At 67.3% G+C, this 20445-nt stretch carries 22 protein-coding genes; 14 read left to right on the top strand and 8 right to left on the bottom strand.

The window, feature by feature from the left end; translation table 11 throughout:
• Positions 1-54: 54 nt before the first annotated feature.
• Positions 55-366, top strand: coding sequence for a PadR family transcriptional regulator (locus F0U60_RS52410; RefSeq protein WP_395812050.1), 312 nt, complete (start codon positions 55-57; stop codon positions 364-366).
• The gene (locus F0U60_RS52405; RefSeq protein ID WP_395812049.1) at positions 366-824 is read left to right on the top strand and encodes a hypothetical protein; all 459 of its coding nucleotides are present in this window, start codon (positions 366-368) and stop codon (positions 822-824) included. The genes F0U60_RS52410 and F0U60_RS52405 overlap by 1 nt, the downstream gene beginning before the upstream one ends.
• On the opposite strand, the gene F0U60_RS52400 is transcribed toward F0U60_RS52405, so the two are convergent.
• The 4 genes from F0U60_RS52400 to F0U60_RS52385 form a co-directional block, all read right to left on the bottom strand.
• Positions 821-1756: a proline dehydrogenase family protein gene (locus F0U60_RS52400; RefSeq protein WP_395812048.1), complete on the bottom strand. Its 936-nt coding sequence runs from the start codon at positions 1754-1756 to the stop codon at positions 821-823. The genes F0U60_RS52405 and F0U60_RS52400 overlap by 4 nt on opposite strands.
• Positions 1757-1765: 9 nt before the next feature.
• The gene (locus tag F0U60_RS52395) at positions 1766-2626 is read right to left on the bottom strand and encodes an alpha/beta fold hydrolase (RefSeq protein WP_395812047.1); all 861 of its coding nucleotides are present in this window, start codon (positions 2624-2626) and stop codon (positions 1766-1768) included.
• A complete protein-coding gene (locus F0U60_RS52390) occupies positions 2619-3317 on the bottom strand; it encodes a lysophospholipid acyltransferase family protein (RefSeq protein ID WP_395812046.1) in 699 nt (232 codons plus the stop codon). Before F0U60_RS52390 ends, F0U60_RS52395 begins: the two co-directional genes overlap by 8 nt.
• Before the next feature lie 211 nt (positions 3318-3528).
• The gene (locus F0U60_RS52385) at positions 3529-3708 is read right to left on the bottom strand and encodes a hypothetical protein (protein ID WP_395812045.1); all 180 of its coding nucleotides are present in this window, start codon (positions 3706-3708) and stop codon (positions 3529-3531) included.
• Between F0U60_RS52385 and F0U60_RS52380 the strand changes: the two genes are divergently transcribed.
• The 12 genes from F0U60_RS52380 (at position 3703) to F0U60_RS52325 (ending at position 16445) form a co-directional block, all read left to right on the top strand.
• Positions 3703-4005 (top strand): hypothetical protein, encoded by a 303-nt coding sequence (locus F0U60_RS52380; protein ID WP_395812044.1) that lies wholly within the window; start codon positions 3703-3705, stop codon positions 4003-4005. The two genes, F0U60_RS52385 and F0U60_RS52380, sit on opposite strands and share 6 nt — an antisense overlap.
• Before the next feature lie 187 nt (positions 4006-4192).
• Positions 4193-4729 carry a cell wall protein gene (locus F0U60_RS52375; RefSeq protein ID WP_395812043.1) on the top strand — a complete coding sequence of 179 codons (537 nt, stop codon included), beginning with the start codon at positions 4193-4195 and terminating at the stop codon, positions 4727-4729.
• A gap of 98 nt (positions 4730-4827) precedes the next feature.
• Positions 4828-5682, top strand: coding sequence for a tryptophan 2,3-dioxygenase (locus F0U60_RS52370; protein WP_395825849.1), 855 nt, complete (start codon positions 4828-4830; stop codon positions 5680-5682).
• 64 nt (positions 5683-5746) lie between these two features.
• Entirely contained in the window at positions 5747-5926 is a 180-nt protein-coding gene (locus F0U60_RS52365) for a hypothetical protein (protein ID WP_395812042.1), read from the top strand.
• A gap of 63 nt (positions 5927-5989) precedes the next feature.
• Positions 5990-6742, top strand: a complete 753-nt coding sequence (locus F0U60_RS52360; RefSeq protein WP_395812041.1) for a hypothetical protein — start codon at positions 5990-5992, stop codon at positions 6740-6742.
• Positions 6743-6789: 47 nt separating this feature from the next.
• The gene (locus F0U60_RS52355; protein ID WP_395812040.1) at positions 6790-7338 is read left to right on the top strand and encodes a Uma2 family endonuclease; all 549 of its coding nucleotides are present in this window, start codon (positions 6790-6792) and stop codon (positions 7336-7338) included.
• Between the two features lie 21 nt (positions 7339-7359).
• Positions 7360-8478, top strand: coding sequence for a hypothetical protein (locus F0U60_RS52350; RefSeq protein ID WP_395812039.1), 1119 nt, complete (start codon positions 7360-7362; stop codon positions 8476-8478).
• Between the two features lie 144 nt (positions 8479-8622).
• A complete protein-coding gene (locus F0U60_RS52345) occupies positions 8623-11490 on the top strand; it encodes a GAF domain-containing sensor histidine kinase (RefSeq protein WP_395812038.1) in 2868 nt (955 codons plus the stop codon).
• Positions 11491-11679: 189 nt separating this feature from the next.
• Positions 11680-13200, top strand: a complete 1521-nt coding sequence (locus F0U60_RS52340; RefSeq protein WP_395825846.1) for a response regulator — start codon at positions 11680-11682, stop codon at positions 13198-13200.
• Positions 13201-13221: 21 nt separating this feature from the next.
• Complete coding sequence (locus F0U60_RS52335; protein ID WP_395812037.1) at positions 13222-13608, top strand: type II secretion system protein GspG; 387 nt, start codon at positions 13222-13224, stop codon at positions 13606-13608.
• Positions 13609-13811: 203 nt separating this feature from the next.
• Positions 13812-15170 carry a universal stress protein gene (locus tag F0U60_RS52330; protein WP_395812036.1) on the top strand — a complete coding sequence of 453 codons (1359 nt, stop codon included), beginning with the start codon at positions 13812-13814 and terminating at the stop codon, positions 15168-15170.
• Between the two features lie 75 nt (positions 15171-15245).
• Positions 15246-16445: an RCC1 domain-containing protein gene (locus tag F0U60_RS52325; protein ID WP_395812035.1), complete on the top strand. Its 1200-nt coding sequence runs from the start codon at positions 15246-15248 to the stop codon at positions 16443-16445.
• 26 nt (positions 16446-16471) lie between these two features.
• Here F0U60_RS52325 and F0U60_RS52320 read toward each other — a convergent pair whose 3' ends face one another.
• From F0U60_RS52320 to F0U60_RS52305, 4 genes are all read right to left on the bottom strand, one after another.
• Positions 16472-17104: a hypothetical protein gene (locus F0U60_RS52320; RefSeq protein ID WP_395812034.1), complete on the bottom strand. Its 633-nt coding sequence runs from the start codon at positions 17102-17104 to the stop codon at positions 16472-16474.
• A gap of 11 nt (positions 17105-17115) precedes the next feature.
• Positions 17116-18699, bottom strand: a complete 1584-nt coding sequence (locus tag F0U60_RS52315) for a hypothetical protein (RefSeq protein WP_395812033.1) — start codon at positions 18697-18699, stop codon at positions 17116-17118.
• A gap of 275 nt (positions 18700-18974) precedes the next feature.
• Positions 18975-19433 carry a SitI3 family protein gene (locus F0U60_RS52310; RefSeq protein WP_395812032.1) on the bottom strand — a complete coding sequence of 153 codons (459 nt, stop codon included), beginning with the start codon at positions 19431-19433 and terminating at the stop codon, positions 18975-18977.
• 52 nt (positions 19434-19485) lie between these two features.
• Positions 19486-20427 (bottom strand): DUF2381 family protein, encoded by a 942-nt coding sequence (locus F0U60_RS52305; protein WP_395812031.1) that lies wholly within the window; start codon positions 20425-20427, stop codon positions 19486-19488.
• Positions 20428-20445 lie beyond the last annotated feature (18 nt).

Genomic DNA, 20445 nt, shown 5'->3' with positions numbered 1-20445 from the left:
GCAACCTCAAGGTTCTAGGTTGCTGCCTCTTGGTTTCAGGATAGTCTGACGTTCATGGACACACCGGTATCCGCGCGGACCGCCATCTTGATGTCGCTGATCGGCGGCAGGGGATTCGGTTTGGAAATCATCGAGCGGGTCCGGGAGAGGACGCACGGGAAGATCAGCCTGAACGAGGGCTCCGTGTATCCGGCGCTCAAGGCGCTGGAGCGGGAGGGGTTGCTGCGCAGCTTTGATGGTGAGCCCATGCCCGAGCGGGGCGGGCGGCCACGGCGTTATTACGAGCTGACGGGGGAAGGGCGCAAGGTGGCGAGGGAACAGCGCACGGCATTGCTCAACCTGCTGCAGCCCGTGGAGGCACTCTGATGAATGTCCAGCACCCGCTCGAGCCAGCTCAGATGTTCCCGTTATTGAGCGCGTTCGGGATAGAGGGAGACGTCGAGGACGGGCTCACGGACTCTCGTCGCCAGGTGCTCACCGCGGACTTCAAGCGGGGCCATGGGGCGCGGGAAATTCACGGGCCGCGGCCCCAGGCCGCTCTCCCGGTGCGGGAGGAGTCCTCTCAGGTGGGGCTCTCCCCCGTGGCCCCGGAGTCCCGGGTGGTGCGGCGCGTGGGGTGGTTCCTCGATGTCGTGGGCCGGTGGGTCGACCCGCGCATCGCCAACGAGGAGCTGGGTGATGCGCTGGAGCGCATTCATAAGGTAGCGGGAGCTCGGGCGCCTGCCTGGGTGCTCTATGCCATGGCGGCCGTGTCCGCCTTCCGGGTCCTCACCCATGCGGTGCAGGAGTCCCTTCGCCGGATGACGGGGGGAGGGCCGGGCTAACCCTTCACCAGGTTCTTCATCACGAACCAGACGTTCGCGGGGCGCTCGGCGAGCCGGCGCATGAAGTACGGGTACCAGTGCCTGCCATACGGCACGTAGACGCGCACGGGGTGGCCCTCGGCGGCCAGTCGCTCCTGGAGATCGCGGCGGATGCCATAGAGCATCTGGAACTCGAATGCGCCGCGCGGCAGCCCCTTCTTCCGGGCATACGCCAGCGTTTCCTGAATCATCCGCTCATCGTGCGTGGCGATGCCGTGGTACAGCCCGCTGTCGAGCAGGATGCGCATGACGCGCAGGAAGTTCTCATCCACCTCCCGCTTCTCCTGGTACGCCACGTCGGCCCCTTCCAGGTAGGCGCCTTTGCACAGACGGATGCGGATGCGCTCGGCGCACAGGGCGCGCGCGTCCGCCTCGGTGCGATAGAGGTAGCTCTGGAGCACCGCGCCCACGTGCGGCTCGCCGAACTCTCGGTGGAGCGCGCGCACCACGTCCAGGGTTGTCTGGGTCACCGCGCTGTGCTCCATGTCCACGCGCACGAAGGAGCCGCGCCGCTTCGCGTCGGCCACCACCTCGCGCGCGTTGGCCAGGGCGAGCTCCCGGTCGAAGAGCAGCCCGCACTGCGTGAGCTTCAGGGACACGTTTCCGCGCACACCCACCTGGTCGATGCGCGCCAGCAACCGCTGGTACTCGCGCACCTCGTCGCGTGTCTCGGCCTCGTTGCGCACCGCCTCGTTGAGGTGATCAAAGGAGACCGTCAGCCCACGCGCGTTCAATTCCTTCACCGCGGGCACGGCTTCCTCCAGCGTCTCGCCAGCGATGAAGCGGCGGGAGATGCGCCGCAGGGCGGGGACGCCGGTGGCGACATCCTTCAAGCCCTCCTGACGCGAGAGGAACAGCAGGGCGGAGCGGGACAGTTGGGTGGCCTGGTCCATGGTGTTTTTCTAAGAGTCGTGCCGGGTGAGGAAGTCGCCGACGAAGGCGTTGAAGGCGTCGGTGTGGCTCATGTACGGCAGGTGGCTGGCCTCGCGGATGACTTCCAAGCGCGAGCCAGGGATACGCGCGGCCACATCCCGCGCATACGAGAGGGGCACCAGCAAATCCCTGGCGCCGTGGATGATGAGCGTGGGGACGCGCAGGCGCTCGAGGTCATCCAAGTAGTCCGCGGCCAGGATGTCCTGCAGCCGCCGCAGCAATTCCAGGGGCGAGAGCCGGCGCGCCTCGCGGACGATTTCTGCCCGGCCCTCGGGAGGCAGGTGCCGCCCTCCCAGCACCCGCGCCACGGTGGGGGCGAAGATGTATGCGAAGGGTTTGGGCATGCGCACCAGCGTGGACAGGGCGAGGGCCCAGCGCCGGACCCGTTGCACGCTGGCCACGGGAGAGACGAGCACCAGGGCCTTCACCCGCTCGGGGTGCGTCAGCGCGAAGACAATGGAGAGGAGGCTGCCAAAGGACGAGCCCACCAGGGCAAAGCGCTCGGGCAGCCGCGCCTCCGGGTGCTCCAGCGAGGCCATGTTCCACTGCAAGGGCGTGTGCGTTAAGGGCGTCTGCAGCGTGGGGGTCCATAGAAGGAACCGGTGCTGGTCCGCCAAAGGACGCATGGGCGCGAACGAGCGGCCGGAGGCTCCCAGCCCTGGCAGACACAGCACGGTACGCGACTCGTCCTGACGTCCCCCTGGGAAGGTGAAGAGTCGCACCGGCGCGCCGCGCACCAGGTGCTGCTCACACGTCAGCTCATACCCCTGCTGGATTTCCTCGGGCTCGGGGACGAGTCGCGGCACGGCGGGAAGGATGGCTTCACGCATGACAGGCTCGCACGAGAAGGTGCCTTACGGTGGTGGCGATACGGTCTCGGAAGTGTTTCAGTCGGGACTCGGGTGCATCCGAGGGCGGCGGGGTGAGCGCGGGACCGATGACGAAGGTCATCTTCACGGGCAGGGGCAGCGGGCCCAGGCCGATGCCCAGCGGTACTCGGTATTTCTCTCCGGGTGCGAGTGGCACACACCACCGCTCGTCATTTGGGCAGAGAAAGGTGTCATCCACGCCAAAGCCAGCGAAGGGAACGATGGGCACCCGCGCCTGGGCGGCGAGCCGCGCGAAGCCAAGCGTCCCCTCCCACCGCAGCGTGTAGTGATGCCGGGGCTTCTTGAATGTCTCCCAGGCCCCACCCGGGTAGCAGACAACGAGGTGTCCCTGCCTCAACGAGGCCAGCGCTTTCTCTCGAGTGCCCTCAACACCGCCCAACCAGGGCAAAACGGTTCTCACCAGGGGGATTTTGAAGAACCCCCGCTCGGCCAGGCCCAACGGGTAGCGACCTGTAGCTTGATGTATCAAATGAAAGAAGGCAGGCGTTTCATAGCCCCACAGGCCATGGTTGCCCACGAGCAGCACGGGACCTTGCTCAGGCAGGTGCTCGGCGCCGAGCAGGCGGGCCCGGTGATAGAGGGCAGAGAGGGCGGCGCCCGTCTCGGCGAACCGGAAGAGAGCACGGCGCAAGGGGTTCTGGGTCGCATCCACGAGGTCTGAAGATGGAGACGCTCGGCCTGGATGACACACCTCTGCCGCGTGCTTGCCTGCCAACTTCCAGCCTTAACGCCTGTCAGGAAGGCGGGAGGGCGCTGACGGCAGGCGGCTTCCGGGTCCGGTGGTTGTCCGCCTCTCAGGCGGTGGCGATGGTTGTGGGGCCATGGGGCCTTTCGAAATGTTGTCAGGGAAGCATCGGGAGCTGCTGGCGTGCCTTGAGGCGCTGGCGGCGGGTGAGGGTGGGGTGCCGCCAGAGGCGCGGGTCGAGGCGCTGCTCGATGCGCTTCGGCTTCACATGCGGTTGACGGAACGTCACCTGCAGCCACTGATAGTGCGGGTGGAGGGACACGCTCGAGCCTTGCAAGAGGCTGAGGTCCTCCTGACGATGCACGAGCTGATGGCCGAGCTGGAGTGGTTTCCGCGAGGCAGCCTGGAGTGGCAGGTGCGGCTATTGGCCCTCGGAGACGCGGCGCTCGCGCACATCCGCTCGCTGGAACTGCAGCTCTTTCCCCGACTGGATGCGGCTCTCGATGCCCGAGAGGAGCAGGACCTTGTCCGCGCCCTGGCGGCCACGCGCGAGGCTTTGTGCTTGGAAATGCGGCGCGCACGTCATGGGTTCGGAGCGTTGGATCACGCCGATTCCTGCTCAATTGCGACCTGAACAAAATGTCAGGGGTGTCCACAATCGCCACGAAAAGCGCAACATTCATTTAAATTTAATCGACAAATCGTGTATCTGTGGAGTTATGACTGGGCAGCTGTTGAAGTAGAACAGCTCCTCATCCACAAACCCCCAGATGAGGCGTCTCGCCCAGGAGACGGGCTCATCGAGAAGAGGATACACGAGCATGTCGGTCGACAAGGCATTCCGGGAGATGGTTCGTAACGAGATCGAGGCGCAGCTCAAGCCCCTGCGTGACCTGGTGTCGCGTCTGGAGGCGGGGACGTCGGATCTCGATAGGCTCCGCAATGTGGCGGAGCAGCTGGCGCCCCTGGCCAGCGCGGTAGGTCCTCTGTTTGGCGTGGCGGGCGGCGGTGGCGGTGGTGGTCGCGCCGCGGCGCCGGCTCGGCGTGGCCCGGGCCGTCCCGCTCGGAGCGCGGCGGCTGCTCCCGCGCCTGCGGCGGCGACGGGTGGCAAGAAGCGCGGCCGTAAGCCGGCCGCCGAGGGTGGGGCGCGTGACTGCGCCATCATTGGCTGCGGCAAGCCCAGCCGCACCAAGGGGTACTGCGCGGCGCACTACCAGAAGCTGCGCATGCTTGAGAAGACCAACCGCCGCCCGTCGAACTGGGTGGACTACGCCGACCCGAACAGCGTGGAGGACATCAAGCTCCCGCGCGGTCGCGCCGCCGCCAAGGCCCTGGCCGAGGCGAAGAACGCAGGGTAAGTCCCTGTCCGGTCAAGCCGGACGCTGAGAGCCGGGCCCTCCTCTTTGGGAGGGTTCGGTTCTTGCGGGCCAGCAGTGTGCCCGTCATTCTTGTCTTCATGAACAAGCGCGAGCTGGAGCCCGGAATCTTCACCGACCTGGCCGGACGGACGACGTACGGCGATTATCTGCAGCTGGACCGGTTGTTGTCCTCGCAGGTACCCCGCTCGCAGCCGCCGCATCACGATGAGCTGCTGTTCATCATTCAACATCAGACGAGCGAGCTGTGGATGAAGCTGCTTGTCCACGAGTTGACGGCGGTCATCCGTTACATCCAGTCCGACAATCTGGAGCCCTCGTTCAAGATTTTCTCTCGCGTGGGGCACATCCAGCGGATGCTTTTCGAGCAATGGAGCGTGTTGGAGACGCTCACCCCCAACGAGTACCTCGAGTTCCGAGGCGCACTGGGGCAGGCCTCGGGCTTCCAGAGCTATCAATACCGCGCACTGGAATTCCTGCTCGGCCACAAGGACGAGCACGCGCTCGGGCCCTTCAAGCACATGTCCGGGGTGCGCCTGGAGCTGGAGCGCTTCCTGGAGTCGCCCAGTGTGTATGACGAGTTCCTGCGGCACCTGGCGCGCAAGGGCCACGCAGTGCCAGCGGATCGCATCGAGCGTGACTGGCGTCAGCCCTATGAGAAGAGCACCGGTGTGATGGAGGTGTTCCGTGGCATCTACGAGAACATCGAGAAGCACTGGGATGCCTACGAGATGTGCGAGAAGCTGGTGGACGTGGAGGAGCGTTTCCAGCTCTGGCGCTACCGACACATGATGACCGTGATGCGAGTCATCGGCTTCAAGCAGGGCACGGGCGGCTCCTCGGGCGTAGGCTTCCTGCGCAAGGCGTTGGATCTGCGCTTCTTCCCCGAGCTCTGGGACGTGCGCACGGAGCTTGCTCCCCCGGCCGGCAGGTAGGGCGTCCGGTATCGCTGTTGTCCGCGTGCTCCGTTCCTACCTTGAGCAGGAAAGGAGGAGCCACATGGCCGAGCACGACAGGCCCAAGCACGAGCCCCCGCTTCCCGAGGATGATGAGGGGCATCTTCGACGTCAGGCCGGAGACCGGCCCATTCCCACCCCCGGGCACATCGGCAATCTTCCCGATGATGCGCCTGGCCCCGGCAAGCCGGTCGTCTTCCCTCCGCATTCGCCGGAGGACTGAGTGTTCACTGCGGAAGGAGGGTGGATTGGGCTCCCTCCTTCCGCGTGCTAGGACAGCAGGGACATGCTCGTGCTCGCCCTGGCCGCCGTGCTCGCAGCCAATCCCAATCCCGTCGACGCCTGGTCCCGGAAGGCCTGCCCTCCGCCGAAGCAGACGCCCGACTCCAATATCGAGATGAAGTTCATGGAGCAGAAGCGCGCCGAGTGCCTGCGCAAGGCCATGAACAAGGCGCTCGACAAGGTCATCGTCCCTCTCAAGAAACAGAAGCCCGCCGCCTTCAAGGAATGGATGTCCTTGCAGGCCGACTACAACCGCTGGATGGCCGAGGCCTGCGCCGCCCTCGAGGAGGCCAACTGGGTTGACCTCTCCTCCGGAGAGCGCTCCATGGGCACTGGTTATGGTTACACCGAGCTCCAGTGTCTCCAGCAGCAGTACGCCTGGCGTGGCTTCTACGCCGATGCCTGGGCTCGCAAGGACTGGAAGGGGATGGAGCAGGCCCTCCAGGACTTCGCTGGGCCCGCCAGCAAGGCGCGTGAGTCGCTCCAGGCCTACCGCGCGAAGACTGGGGAGGTTGCCGCCCGCGCCCCCGTCCACGTCGAGGAGTCCGACCTCCCCGTGCGCCAGCTCTCGAAGGAGGACTGGAAACCCTATAATGAGCGTCTGGAGCGCGCCGCCGCCGGCCCCGAGGCGCTTGCTCCGCGCCAGTGCGCCCTCGTCCCCAGCCCCACCCCGGACTGCGTCCAGCGCTTCGCCGACAGCCTCACGGCCCAGCTGAACTTCTCCGACGCCCTCGGCAGCGCGGAGGGGGGGCGGTAGCCGTCCGACCCGGGGATGTCAGACCCCCTCCTCATCATGGCGGCCTCATGAACGCCCTGATGAGCCCCGCCACCGTATCCCACCTCGAGCCCTTGTCCCAGCGCCGGACGGGGCTCCCGATGGCCGCGCGTCCCGTCACCCCGCGCTCCGCCACGCTCCACGCCTATGCCGCCTCCCAGCTCGGCGCCGAGCTCATCGGTACCTATGGCGCAGGCCGCGGCGTCCCTGGCTCCTGGCTCCTGCTGTCCGGTCTCGAAATCCACCTCGGCCAGAGCGTCCTCGCGCCGGACCTGCTCGGCTGGCGGCGCGAGCGCATTCCGCGCCTGCCCCGGGGCTCCTCCGGCATCGCCCTGCCCCCGGATTGGGTCTGTGAGGTGCTCGCTCACCCCGACGAGCGCGCCCACCTGCTCCCCCTCTACGCCCGGGAGGGCATCCGCCACGTCTGGCTGGTGGACCCCGAGGTGCGCACGCTGGAGGTGCTCGAGCTCGATGGCCGCCGCTACTCGCTCGTGGCGCTCCATTCAGGCTCCAACACCGTCCGTGCCGAACCTTTCGGTGCTTTGGAGCTCCCGTTGCGCCTCCTGTGGGCGGAATGAGCGGTTAGGCTGCGACTTCCCATGGTCGCAGCTCCACTCATCATCGAGAGGGCCCAGGTCCTCTGCTACCGCACCTTCGACATCGCCGAGGAGATCAACCTCGACCACGCCCGGCGTGTCGTCTCCTCGGATACGCGTCGCCTGAAGCTCGGCCGGGAGAACAGCCAGTACCTTCTGTTGCCCAACCCGCCCCTGGCCTTCGAGCTGGGCCGGCGCGCGCTCGCCCTGCGCCAGGGGCCCGTCACCGTGGACGTGACGGCGCGCCTGTTCGACCATGGCGCTGCCTCCATCATCCTCCGCGTCCCGGTGGCCGCTGGCACGACGCTTGAGATGCTCACCTCGCTCGCCGACGAGCTGTATGACAGCGCGGCCCTGGAGGAGCTCGCCCTGGAGCTCATCGAGGCGGTGCGGCGGATGATCGCCCCGGCCGTGCAGGGGCCCCACCTGTGGGAGCAGAACGAGAGCTACACCGTCCTCTTCGTCGAGCGCATAGAGGGCAACCCCTCCGCCGAGGAGCTGATGGCCCGCGCGGACCTGGCCCGGGTGCTGCTCGGCGAGGTGGACTCCAAGCCGCTGTCCTCCCGCGAGCGCGAGGCCGTCACCCAGTCACGCTTCAGCTATACCGAGGAAGACCTGGTCGTCGTCGACTGGAACAGCGCCTTCGTCTACGAGCCCTCTGGCTCCGGTGACATTCCGGATCTGCTCGAGGTGGCCAACGCCCAGCTGCTCGAGTTCCGCTACTACGACGAGCAGCTTGATGCGCACATCGCCCGCATCCATGACGAGGTACAGGCCCGGCGTCACAACTTTCGCGCCCTCTTCCGCAGCCCCTACCGCGCCCTGGCCCGCGAGACGCTCTCCACCCTGGTGGACCTCAACGAGTTCATCGAGCGCATTGAGAACAGCCTCAAAATCATTGGCGATTTCTACCTGGCCAAGGTGTACGAGGCCGCCGTCAAGCGCATGCGCATCCCCGCGTGGCAGGCCTCGGTGACGCGCAAGCAGCAGCTGCTGGCCCAGACGTACGGCCTGCTCAAGGGCGAGGTGGACACGGATCGCAGCCACACCCTGGAGCTCACCGTCGTGCTGCTCATCGTCCTGGAGATCCTCTTCGCCGTCCTCCGGGTCTTCGAACATTGAGCCGGTGAACTTTCGGGTCAGCCAAATAGTTCCGTTCATCTTGAATCCGACGCTTCGCGCGGCAGCGCGTGGGCAACCGTGGCAAGTCGTGGAAAACTCTCATCTTGTTCGGGGCTGGTGGAGACCGAGCGTGGGGGGTGGGGCATGCAGATGCCCGGGAACAACTTTGTCGCCGCGGTGGAGCGCATGTCTCGCGCTCTGGAGCAGTTAGCTGCCGCTCCATCCGCAAAGGCCATGCTCCAAGAGGTGGTGCGCTGCGCAGCGGCCTCTCTGGGAATGGAGCGCGCGGCCGTCGTCTGGTTCGACACCGAGGGGGCCTTGGTGGCCCAGGTCACGCCCGGGCTGTCGACCGAGGCTGTGGTCTCATGTGGACGTCACCTGTTGCAGGGTGCGGAGCTGGACTCCGCACCGTGGCACTTCGACCTGGGGGACACAGGAGTGGAGCCGAAGCTGGCCGGGATGATGGACGCGATGGGGGCGGCGTCGTTGCTGGCGCTGCCGGTGCTTGGCGCGAGCGGTGGGTGCGTGGGCATCTTGCTGGGACCCTCGCCGGAGCCGCGCACCTTCTCCTGTGAGGAGACGCGGCGCTTCAACCTGTATGCGCGGCTGGCCGGACTGGCCATCGAGCGCGGCCGGTGGGTGGAGTCCGCGCGCACCTCCGCGTTGCAGGCCCGGGCCGAAGCCGAGCAGGCCGAGCTGCTGCGTCTCACCAGCGTCCAGGCGGTGACGGAGGCCTTCGGGCGCGCCCTCACCCGTGAGGACGTGGGGCGGGCGGTATTGGAGTTGGGCGTGCCCGCCGTGGGCGCGCTGGGTGGGACGGTGCACCAGGTGTCGGCGGATGGGCGCTCGGTGGAGCTGGTGGCGGCGGTGGGCTCCAGTCTGGAGGAGCTGGCCCCGTGGAAGTTATTGCCTCGCGAGATGCCAGGGATGCCCGGCTATGACGCGTCGGAGCGCGGCTCACCGGTGTGGTTGGAATCCCCGGAGGAAGCTCGGACGCGCTACCCCGCCTTCGTGCCCGCCATGGAGCGCCAGCTCGCCAAGGCCTTTGCCTTCCTTCCCCTGCGGGTGGAGCAGCGCAACCTGGGGTTGCTCGTCTTTGGCTTTGCGCAGGCGCGGCACTTCACCGAGCTGGAGCGCACCCTCATGTTGGGACTGGCTCGCCAGTGCGCGCAGGCCATGGAGCGCGCCAGGTTGTATGAGACGGAGCGCACGGCGCGGCTCCAGGCGGAGGCCGCCGGGCAGCGGTTGCAATTGCTGGCGGACGCGGGCGTGCTGCTGTCCAGCTCGCTGGAGTGGGAGTCCACGGTCGTTGGGGTGGCGCGGCTCGCGGTGGATGCCTACTCCGATTGGTGCGCCGTGGACTTCCTCGACGAGCACGGCGCCTTGCGGCGGCTCACCGTGCAGCACGCGCGCCCCGAGCGGGCGCTGCTCAATGACACCATTGAGCTCTTCTCCCCGGAGCGCTCGCGGCCTTCCGCCATCACAGACGTGGTGCGCACCGGACGCTCGCAGCTCGTCACCGGGTTGCTGCCTCCCGGCTCGTGCGAGGCGGAGGCGGGGACTGGGCGGCAGCCGGAGGGCGGCTCGTTCATCCTCGTGCCCCTGGTGGCTCGCCAGCGCACCCTGGGGGCCATGTCTTTCGTGCGAGGGCCGGAGCGACCGCCCTTTACAGAGGCAGATCGCTCGCTCGCGGAGGACCTCGCCGCACGCGCGGGGCTGGCCATCGACAACGCGCGCCTGTTGCGCAAGGCCCGCGCCGCCGAGGCCGAGTCCCGTCACCACGCCGCACGTCTGCGCATCCTCGTGGACGTGGACCGGATGCTGGCCGAGGCGGGCCTGGATCTACCCGCGGTGTTGGATGTGATTGCGCGCAAGGTGTCCGAGGTCATTGGCGACGGGTGTGTGCTGCAGCTCATGGCCGAGGACGGCGACTTCCTGGAGCCCGTCACCATCCACCACCCGGACCCCGAGGCGCGCTGGTTGCTCGCGGGCACGGTGCACGCGCGGCGGCAGAAGCGGGGCGAGGGGCTCCATGGGAGCACGGTCTCCAGTGGGCGCGCGGTGCTGCTGCCGGACATTGACGTCGAGGAGGCGCGTGCGTCGGGCGGGCTCTCGGAGTACCTGCCCTACCTGGACCGCTATGGCCCGCAGAGCCTGCTGGTGGTGCCGCTCGCGGTGAAGGGGCGGGTGTTCGGCACCCTGGGCGTGGTGCGGGACGTGGCCGGCGGACGGCCCTACGCCGAGGACGACCAGCTGCTCCTGCAGAGCCTGGCCGAGCGCGCGGCGCTGGCCATCCAGGACGCGCGGCTGTACGGCGCCGCCACCGAGGCGGTGCGCCTGCGCGATGACTTCCTCTCCGTGGCGGGGCACGAGCTGAAGACGCCGCTGAGCGCGCTGCGGCTGCAGATTCAAATGCTGGCGCGCGTGACGCGGGATGTGGCCACCACGCCCGGGCTTGCCCAGCGCGTGGAGAAGGCCGAGCGAACCAGCGAGCGACTCGGGGCCCTCATCGACGAGCTGCTGGACGCGGGCCGCATCACCGCCGGGCGGTTGACGCTGCAGCGCGAGGAGATGGACCTGGCCGCGCTCACGCGCGACACCGTGGGGCGCATGTCCGAGGCCCTGGCCCGCGCGGGCAGCGAGGTGAAGCTGGTGGCGGACGCCTCGGTGATGGGGCGGTGGGACCGGGTGCGGCTCGAGCAGGTGGTGGGCAACCTGCTGTCCAACGCGGCCAAGTACGGGCGCGGTCAGCCCGTGGAGGTGTGCGTGGAGACGGGAAGGGAGGGCCGCGCGCGGCTCGTGGTGAAGGACCACGGGATTGGCATCGCCCCCGAGGACCAGGGCCGCATCTTCGAGCGCTTCGAGCGCGCCGTGAATGGCAAGCAGTTCCACGGGCTCGGCCTGGGCCTGTGGATTTCGCGGGAGATTGTCGAGTCCCACGGCGGCCACATCCAGGTGTGGAGCGCCCCCGGCGAGGGCTCCACCTTCACCGTGGAGCTGCCCCGGGAGTAGGGCCTCCGGAGACGAAAAGGGAATTATAGGGGGTAAAGGGTGGTGTGAGAATTCTTCCGCCCGCCCGGACCCCTGCCAGGGAAGCGTGTCGCCTCTCTGTCTCCACCCCGGGGGCTGAGATACGCTGCTTCCTCGGAATCATCCTTTTCGAAGGTGGAGAGCCCGTTGACCCGTCCTATCCTGGACAACGTGCCGCCGGCCGAGCGCGCCGAGGGTGGCAAACGCTCCGCGGTCCGCGCGGACAGCCCGCTCTTCGGCGAGCTTCTTCTGAAGCTCGGCATCGTCACGCCCAATCAGATTGAAGAGGCCCTCGCCCTCCAGGCCCTCAATGGCCAGCGGCTCGGCGAGGCCCTCATCTCGCTCGGCTACGTCACCCGCCAGCAGATTCAAGACGCCCTCGGCGAGGCGCTCGGCCTGCACAACCCGCCTCCCCAGGGCTTCACCCCCATCCAGCCCCCGCTCGGGGAGCTGCTCGTGGGCCTCAAGTACCTCACCGTCGCGCAGCTCGATGAGGCGCTCGCCCTTCAGCGCCGTACCGGCCGCAAGCTGGGCGAAATCCTCGTCGAGCACGGGTACTGCACCTACAAGCAGCTCTATGAGGGCCTCGGCCTCCAGGGCCGCGTCGGCCGCCAGGAGACCCCCGCCCGCCTCGAGCCCCACGAGGGTGGCCACCACCGCGTCATGGTGGTGGATGACAGTCCGCTCGCCTGCGCCTTCGTCCAGGACGGGCTCGTGTCGCTCGGCTACGAGGTCGTCTGCTTCCAGGATCCCTATGAGGCCCTCGAGCAGGTCAACAAGGTGCAGCCGGCCATCGTCCTGAGCGACCTGGACATGCCCGGCCTCGACGGCATGGAGCTGTGCCGCCGCATCAAGGAAGGCCCCACCCGCGCCCTACCCGTCATCATCCTCACCGCCAACGACAACGACACCGAGCGGGTGAAGGGGCTGCGCGCGGGCGCTGATGACTACGTCAACAAGTCCGCCTCCATGGACGAGCTCGCCGCGCGCATCGAGAGCGTCATGCGCCGCACCGGCGAGACGGAGCGGATGCGCAAGCTCTTCGCTCGCTACACCTCCGACGCCGTCGTGGAGGAGATTCTCAAGAGCCCCGATTCCGTGGTGCTCACCGGCGAGAATCGTGAGGTCACCATCCTCTTCGCCGACATCCGCAACTTCACCGGGCTCGCCGACAGCCTTCCGCCAGAGCAGACCGTCGGGGTGCTCAATCAGGTGCTCGGCGGACTGTCCGACGCGGTGCTCACCTGTGGCGGCACCCTGGACAAGTTCCTCGGCGATGGGCTCATGGCCGTCTACGGCGCCCCCGTGTCCCGCTCGGATGATCCGCTGCGCGCGCTCCAGTCCGCGAAGATGATGATGGCCTTCATGGTCGAGCTGCGCGAGCGCGCCGAGGCCGAGTGGGCCACCACGCGCCAGGGTCGTCCCCTCACGCTCGAGCTGGGCATCGGCATCAACTCGGGCGTGGTGGTGGCCGGCAACATCGGCGGCGCCATGCGCGCGGAGTACACCTGCATCGGCGACGCCGTGAACGTGGCCGCCCGCCTGTGCGCCCTCGCCGGGCCGGGGGAAATCCTGGTCGGCGAGCGCACCGTCGCCCTGCTGGCCGGCCAGGACTCGGGTTTTGAGGAGCTTCCCCCCGTTCGACTCAAGGGCAAGCCACATCCCGTGCCCCTCTTCCGCGCCCTGTGGTAGTGCGTGGGGTGAGAGGTCACCGTGACGCAGCGCCGCTCCCCCCATCCCATGGTCATCTTCCTGGCGGTCGCCTTCGTGGCGCTCGTCCTTGTCGTGTGGCTCGGCCTTCGCGGCAAGCACGACCCCGGCGCCGTCCAGGCCCACGCTGATTTCGAGCGCATCCTCTCCGCCCTCGAGGCCTATCGCTCCGCCCATGGCTCCCTCCCCGAGGAGGGCGACCTCTCCTTCCTCGTCCCCAAGTACCTCCCCGCCGAGCCGACCGACTTCTGGGGTCATCCCTACGTCTATTCGAGCGACGGGCAGCGGCCCTTCATCCAGTCACTTGGGCAGGATGGGCTGCGCGGGGGCAATGGGCCCAATCAGGACCACACCATTCATGACGGGCACTCGGTGCTCGGGTCTCGGTAGCGCGTTGTAGGAGCTCGGGGCTCGGATACCCTCACCCCGGCCCTCTCCCAGAGGGAGAGGGAGGTTGGTGGGAGAGGGACCTGGCGTGCTTGCCGAGGCCTGGGTAGTCGGGGGGCTCCGGTGCTCTCTGGCAATGGTCATCCTCCCCTCGTGGGTTTTCCTGTGAGGAGGGCATTCCCTCTCGCCCTCTGTGGGAGGCCGTCATGCCCGTGGTGTGTGCAACCAATCTGTCGGAGTTCTCCGTTCGGGCCACCCAGGCCGCGGCTGCTATCGCCGCCCGTCTTCGTGAGCCGCTGTGGTTGCTCGGAGTCCTCGATGGGGACCACCCCTCTCCCGAGGGCCCCTCTTCCCATGACGACGCCCAAGCGCGGCTGCTCGCCGAGGCCTCCCGTCTGAGCTCCCCGGACCTCTCCGTGGAGACGCGGTTGCTGGAGGGCCCCCCGGGCTCCGTGCTCCTGCATGACGAGTTCCTCCAGCGAGCCCGGTTGCTCCTCATTGCCTCCGAGGGGTGGGGCCCTGTTTCCTGGCGCCGCGCTCCCCTTTACGAGCGCCTTGCCCAGCGCGCCCACGTGCCCGTGCTCGTGGTGCGTCGCAATGGCGACTCCCTCCGGGATTGGGCGCTCGGCCGGCGCCGCCTGCGGGTGCTCGTCGGCGCGGATGACTCGCGCACCTCGGAGGCCGCCGTGGCCTGGCTGCATGAGCTGCGCCGCGTGGGCCCCTGCGACATCATCGCCGCCTCGGTGTGCTCGCCCGTGGAGGAGCGCGAGCGGCTGGGCATCCACACCCCCATCCATGTGGAGATGCTCGACCCCGTGGTGCGCCGCATCGAGGTGCTCGACCCTCAGGTGGAGCGCGTGCTGCTGCGCGAGCTGGGAGAGCGCGTGGGGGCGCTTCCCGGAGAGGGGTCGCTCGAGCTGCACCTGGAGCCGGGCTTTGGCCGCCCCGCGGACCACCTGCTGCACGTGGCGCACGCGCGCGACGTGGACCTCCTGGTTGTGGGCAACCACCAACGCGGGGGCCTGGCCCGGCTGTGGCATGGCTCGGTATCCGCGGGCGTGCTGCGCCATGCCGAGCGCTCCGTGGCGTGTGTGCCGCCTACCCAGGCCCATGTCCGGGCGTCCGTGCCGCCCCGCGCCGTGCTGGTGCCCATCGACTTCTCCGAGGCCAGCGCTCGTGCCATCTCCGAGGCGCGCGCGCTGGTGCGTCCCGGAGGCCGCGTCCACCTGCTGCACGTGCGCCGCCTGCGCGCCACGGACAGGGCCTGGGTGATGGACCAGTACGGCGTGGTGCCTGAGCCACCGCGCGAGCAGTCCCTCGTCATGGAGCGGCTCAAGGCGCTGGTGCCCCACGAGGACGGGGCCCAGCAGGTGCAGTGGACGATGGAGGGCGTCACCGGTGACGACGTGGCTCGAGCCATCTGCCAGGCCACGGAACGCGAGGGGGTGGACCTGGTGTGTCTGGGTACGTCCAGCGCGCGGGGTGATGCTGGGTACCTCAACGATTCGGTGGCGCGAGCCCTGGTGGAGCGCTGCCGGCGCCCCGTCGTTGTTCTCCACGCGTGAGTTGTGGGTGATGTTGGTGTCGCGCCGCCGCTCGACTATGGGAGCATCCTCCTTTGGGCCGAGCAGGAGTAGCGGATGCGAAGCAGTACCGGATGGTGGATGAGCAGTGGGCTGGGTGTCTGGTTGGCGTTGGGGGGGCTGGCGGGTTGTGGGCAGACCCCGGAGGAGCCAGAAGCGCAGGCGGTGCTGAACGCGCCGCTGCGCACCCAGGTGAGAATCCCTGTCGCAGCAGGGGAATACCACTCCCTGGCATTGCGCCGGGATGGCACGCTCTGGGCCTCGGGGTACAACTCCTACGGGCAGCTCGGGAATGGCTCTGGGAGCAGCCACTTCGCGCCCGTGCAGGTCCAAGGGATAAGCGGGGTCGTGTCTGTGTCCGCGGGTGACTACCACTCGCTGGCGGTGCGCACCGACGGCACCTTGTGGGCCTGGGGCGCCAATTACGTCGGTCAGTTGGGAGATGGGACCGAGCTGAGCCGCTCCGGGCCTGTGCAGGTGCAAGGGCTGAGCGGAGTCGTGGTTGCGGTTGCTGACTACTACCACTCGCTGGCGGTGCGCACCGATGGGACTGTGTGGGCTTGGGGCCACAACGCCAATGGCCAGCTGGGGGATGGCACCACGCTCCGTCGCTCCACGCCCGTGCAGGTGTCTGGGTTGAGCGGGGTGGTGGCCGTGGCCGCGGGCGAGTCTTTCTCGCTGGCGGTGCGCTCCAACGGAGCCCTGCTGGCCTGGGGCTACAACGGTTATGGCCTGCTGGGGGATAGCTCCACGCCCTACCGTTCCACACCGGCGCAGGTGCCAGGGTTGAGCGGGGTCATGGACGTGGCCGCGGGCTCCTATCATGCGCTGGCATTGCGCTCTGACGGGACTGTGTGGGCTTGGGGCTCCAACTACTACGGTCAGCTGGGGGATGGCACCACGACCAACCGCTTTACGCCAAGGCCGGTGCCAGGGCTGAGCGGAGTGGTGGCCGTGGCCGCGGGTGCCAACCACTCGCTGGCGGTGCGCGACGACGGGACCGTGTGGGCTTGGGGCAACAACTCCTCCGGCCAGCTGGGGGATGCCAGCGCGTCCTATCGCTCCGCGCCGGTGCAGGTGCCAGGGCTGAGCGGAGTCGTCGCCGTGATGGGGGGAGGTTCCCACTCGCTGGCGGTGCTCTATGACGGCAGCGTGTGGGCCTGGGGCTTCAACGCCTATGGCCAACTGGGAGATGGCACCGAGACCAGCCACTCCACGCCGGTGCGGGTGCCAGGCTTGAGCGCGGATGGGGTGTAGCGAGCGGCTCGTCTCGGGGAGCCCCGTCAGTAGAGGATGCAGTCGAACTTCTCGAAGACGGCACGGAGTTCTTCCGGAGTGGTGTCGAACCGCTTCGCAAGGGTGAGAGCGTGCTCGGTCAATGCCCTGGTGCGGGGGGGCTGTTTGTACAGCGTCTCAAAAACAATGGGGCCAACCCGCCCCGGCCATTGGACGCTGTTGAGCTCGCGGGCTCGCCCGATGGGGTCGAGGATGGTGAAGCAGGGCCACTTGGGAAAGCGAAGGGTGGCAGGGTCAGAGCCCATGATGCGGCAGGCGTCCAGGTGGGCTTCGGTGAAGTCGCAGTCCTCGATGGAGCCGTGCTGATACCCCGGCAGACTGCTGTATTCAGGCCAGTGCCCGAAATCACACCCGGTCAGCCGCCCCTTGAACCGGCAGCCCTTCAGGGATGCGGCCACCCATTGCTGGTGGTTCTTCAACTCCTGCTTCACCTCGAAAGTGCAGTCGATGAAACGGGCTCCATCGAAAAACAGGCGCCGAGCGGACACCTTCAACACGAGTGTGCAGTTTCTCAGCGTCAGGTTGGGACCGAGGAAATAGTGCAAGGTCTTGTCCGTTAGCTCCAGCCGCTCGTTTTCAATCTCCTTGTTCTCGATGATGACGTTACCGAGCCCATCCATGGCCGCCCCTTTCAGAAGGTGAGCATCCGGAAGAACTCGCCGGCCATGCGCCTGCCATGGCGCGCCAGGTTCGACTCCGTGCCGGAGAGAATCTCGTACCGGGTGCCCGTTGCAGGGTCAACCACATCGACTCCCTGGTGGTTGAATCGATAGAGCCGGTGGAACTGTTTTTTCATCTCATCGTGCACGTAGCGGCCCCGGGCTTCGCGTTCCAACAGCCGCGCAAGCCAATACTCACCCGCTTTCTTGGCGTCGTCGATGGCCCTTTCCTCCTGGCGGCTGAGCTTGTCGGGGCCCCACTCCTTCGCGGCCTTAGTGACGGCTTCCTGGAGCATGTCCCCCACCTTGTCCTCGGCGGGAATGTCTGCAACCGACTTGCCGCGTGGCAGGTGCCAGCGTTGGCCATCGCTGAGTTCCACCTGCCGGTTTCCACCTCGATGACGCAGGACGGTTTCGGAAGAGCGGCCCCCTCGGGCCTGTCCTCCACCGCCGCCCGTTCCCTTCTTGAGCATCACCACGGCCAGGGGGCCCTGCGGTGAGGTAGCCACCGTTTCCACCGCCGCCACCGCCTGGGCCAGGGCCCCTTCTGTCGCGAGCACCGGATCCATGACAGCCACGCGCCTCATGACGGCGGCGCCGCCCTGCGCCTCGAACTGTGCTCCCGCGAGGTTGAATCGCGGAATCGACTTCACCCGCGAAGCCACCTGCCCCAGCGTGTGCCCGCCAAGCGTGGCCACCGCGAGAATCAGGGCCCGTGCCGCGTTCTCGCCCAGCACCTTCCCGAAGTCCGCTCCTGCCGCGCGCAACTCGCCGAAGGTGGTGGCGTGGTGCGCCGTGTCAGCCAAGCGTGCCCAGCCGTCCATCAGTCCGTACACCGTCTCGAGGCCCAGGTAGCCCATGAGAAGAAGGGTCATGCCGGCGGCCAGGGCCTTGGTTGTCGGCTCGGGCACCATCCACATCATGCAATAGAGGGCCACCGTCCAGACGAGCATGGACACGAGTGCCCGCGTATCCAGTAATTCGCCCACCAGGGCCTCTCTCGTCTCGTCGAGCACGCTGCCGAACGCCAGTGCCAAGGCAAGCGTCCGCCGGTCATCCGTGCGCAGGTAGGTGTCATCGTCCAGCAAGCCCAGACAGTCACCGCCGCCTTGGTGCTCGCACCATTTCAGGTACTTCTCCTTGAGGGCTTGTTCGGCCTGGGGGGTGAGGACAACGGGACCCTCCTGGCGCTCGGGTATCCAGGAGAGGGCCTTGCCGCGGTACTGCTCCAACTTCCAGTAGCCCGTCACAGATACCCTGGAGTCCTCAGGTGGTGTCTCTAAGAGGCTGAGAAGCTCGTGAGCGGCCTGCCGTGGCGTCTTCCGCGCCAGGCGCACGTCACGAGAGAGGCGGAGGAAGGCCTGCTGGAACTCGGCCCTGGGTATGGGTACCGGCCGGGTAGTGACGGCGCCGGGTTCCATGAGGTCCACGACGTACAAGGTGGCGGACTCGAGGCGGGGCTCCGCCGCGGCGACCTCACGCGCCTTGGGAGCGGGTGGGGGCGTGAGCGAGTTGTAGCGGTAGCCCACGAGGTGGCCGCCCCGTGGGGGGCCCATGCCACACGCGGACTGGAGAACGAGAACGAGGAAAAACCAGCTGCTCAGCAGGGGGCGCAGTCGAGCGCCAGTTGGGTGCGAGCCAACAAGACAGGTGGTCACAGCGCACCTCCAGGCGCGACACGGTGAGCAAGCTGTCGCTCCGGAATCACACGGACGAGCGCGTGCGTCCGTCAAGCTACTGGGGTGGTCGAGGGGTTGAGGATGCGACTGAACGGTGGAGCATGTGACCGTCTCACTGGCGCATCTGGTGTCGATGAGCTCCGCTCAGCGTCCTACAGCAGCGGAGACTGCAAGGAGCGGCGTTCGAAGGGAACGGTGAGCCTGCTTTTCAGCCAGTTCTCATCGGCCCAATAGCTGGAGTCCGCATTGAAGATGAGCTTTCCTCCGAGTTGCTGGAGGACGATGTTCTCTCCGTTGAAGAGGAGGACTGCGTCCTGCGTGTCTTCCAGGAGGAGGAGGGTTGTTTCCAGCAAGAGCTGCCTGAACTTGTCCCAGTTCGCATCGGACGCGCGGCGGAAACCGACGGAGAGCGTCGGGATGAATTGAAATCCACGCTCGATGATTCTCCGCCAGCCCTCTCGCGGCATGTTGGCGCTGATGGTCACGTCCGTGTTGAACAAGCAGGACTTGTCTTCACTCCACGCCAGCCCGGCGAGGTGGCCAGCCAGCTTCTCCAGCGCCTGTGTCGGCTTCAGGTGGGTTGACAGATCCAGATCGTAGTCGAGTGCCATGTCAGGCTCCCTTGTCAAACGAGCTCACGGAGGACCTCAATGCGTTCCTTGTTCAGGGGAAGCTCACGTTTCCTATCGTGACGCTCTGGGTTCCTCCTTCATCCCAGAGGATGAGCGTGAGCTTCTCGCGGGACTCGCGCTCCGTCAGCTCCGTCTCCGCCACGACGAGGTCTCGATTCATGGGCGCAATGGGTTCCAACTGCCACACGTCAGGCTTCTTCACCTCGTCGCCGTTTCGCATCATGGCGGCCCTCACCGCCATCCAGGGCCGCGTCCCTGGATTTGTCAGCAGCATCACCACGGCGACCCGGACCATGGGCTCGTCACCTTTCTTGATGACGGCCAAGGTGTAGCGGTAGGCAAAGGCTGCTTCGACCTTGAGCGCGTTGTCCGGTGGCTTTGTGACGTCCTTGGTGAGCATGCTGGCCACGACCCCCTGGCCGCTCAGCTCCATCCTGCCTGTGGCGAACAGCCGGGTGAGGGGGCCTTGGCTTTGGTACTCAGCCTGGAGCCGCTTCAGTTCCTGCACGAGCCTTTCGTTCTCCTCTCGAGCCTCCCGGAGCTCGCGCTCCCAGGGCTCTTCCGGGCGTCTGAAGCGGAAGACATCCACCTCTCGCGCGAGACGTGTCTTGTGGACCACCAGCACGAAAGTGACACTCGTGGGAGAGGCATCTCCCTCGAAGTACACCGTGAGCCGTGAGGGCTTCCAACTCCGCGGCTTCTTCCTGGGCACGAGTACGAGCGTCCCCTCGTCCACGTCCACCCGCCGGAATCGCTCCTCGTCATCCAACTCCACCTGGGCGACCTCGGAGTCGAAGACGAAGGTGGTGGAGAGTTCCGCGCTGATGCACACCTCGAGCTGCTCCCGAGCGGAGTCCGCCGACAGCTCAATGGAGCGCGCGGGCTCCTCACACGCGTCAGGGTAGGGACGGCGGACCTCTGCTTCCGGGAGTGAGGAGAGCAGCAGGAGAATGGAGGTGGAAGGCAGGAGCATGGCGGCCTGGAGGGGAGG

It is taken from the genome of Archangium minus, assembly GCF_044360475.1.
In the GTDB taxonomy this organism is placed as follows: domain Bacteria; phylum Myxococcota; class Myxococcia; order Myxococcales; family Myxococcaceae; genus Archangium; species Archangium minus.
This window is presented reverse-complemented; position numbering and strand designations above follow the sequence as displayed.

What these genes read in the sequence shown, in the direction of transcription:
- F0U60_RS52410 (WP_395812050.1), top strand. Translation starts at nt 55, where the DNA reads ATGGACACACCGGTATCCGCGCGGACCGCCATCTTGATGTCGCTGATC.
- F0U60_RS52405 (WP_395812049.1), top strand. Translation starts at nt 366, where the DNA reads ATGAATGTCCAGCACCCGCTCGAGCCAGCTCAGATGTTCCCGTTATTG.
- F0U60_RS52400 (WP_395812048.1), bottom strand. Translation starts at nt 1,756, where the DNA reads ATGGACCAGGCCACCCAACTGTCCCGCTCCGCCCTGCTGTTCCTCTCG.
- F0U60_RS52395 (WP_395812047.1), bottom strand. Translation starts at nt 2,626, where the DNA reads ATGCGTGAAGCCATCCTTCCCGCCGTGCCGCGACTCGTCCCCGAGCCC.
- F0U60_RS52375 (WP_395812043.1), top strand. Translation starts at nt 4,193, where the DNA reads ATGTCGGTCGACAAGGCATTCCGGGAGATGGTTCGTAACGAGATCGAG.
- F0U60_RS52370 (WP_395825849.1), top strand. Translation starts at nt 4,828, where the DNA reads ATGAACAAGCGCGAGCTGGAGCCCGGAATCTTCACCGACCTGGCCGGA.
- F0U60_RS52365 (WP_395812042.1), top strand. Translation starts at nt 5,747, where the DNA reads ATGGCCGAGCACGACAGGCCCAAGCACGAGCCCCCGCTTCCCGAGGAT.
- F0U60_RS52360 (WP_395812041.1), top strand. Translation starts at nt 5,990, where the DNA reads ATGCTCGTGCTCGCCCTGGCCGCCGTGCTCGCAGCCAATCCCAATCCC.
- F0U60_RS52355 (WP_395812040.1), top strand. Translation starts at nt 6,790, where the DNA reads ATGAACGCCCTGATGAGCCCCGCCACCGTATCCCACCTCGAGCCCTTG.
- F0U60_RS52350 (WP_395812039.1), top strand. Translation starts at nt 7,360, where the DNA reads ATGGTCGCAGCTCCACTCATCATCGAGAGGGCCCAGGTCCTCTGCTAC.
- F0U60_RS52345 (WP_395812038.1), top strand. Translation starts at nt 8,623, where the DNA reads ATGCAGATGCCCGGGAACAACTTTGTCGCCGCGGTGGAGCGCATGTCT.
- F0U60_RS52330 (WP_395812036.1), top strand. Translation starts at nt 13,812, where the DNA reads ATGCCCGTGGTGTGTGCAACCAATCTGTCGGAGTTCTCCGTTCGGGCC.
- F0U60_RS52325 (WP_395812035.1), top strand. Translation starts at nt 15,246, where the DNA reads ATGCGAAGCAGTACCGGATGGTGGATGAGCAGTGGGCTGGGTGTCTGG.
- F0U60_RS52320 (WP_395812034.1), bottom strand. Translation starts at nt 17,104, where the DNA reads ATGGATGGGCTCGGTAACGTCATCATCGAGAACAAGGAGATTGAAAAC.
- F0U60_RS52315 (WP_395812033.1), bottom strand. Translation starts at nt 18,699, where the DNA reads ATGGGCCCCCCACGGGGCGGCCACCTCGTGGGCTACCGCTACAACTCG.
- F0U60_RS52310 (WP_395812032.1), bottom strand. Translation starts at nt 19,433, where the DNA reads ATGGCACTCGACTACGATCTGGATCTGTCAACCCACCTGAAGCCGACA.
- F0U60_RS52305 (WP_395812031.1), bottom strand. Translation starts at nt 20,427, where the DNA reads ATGCTCCTGCCTTCCACCTCCATTCTCCTGCTGCTCTCCTCACTCCCG.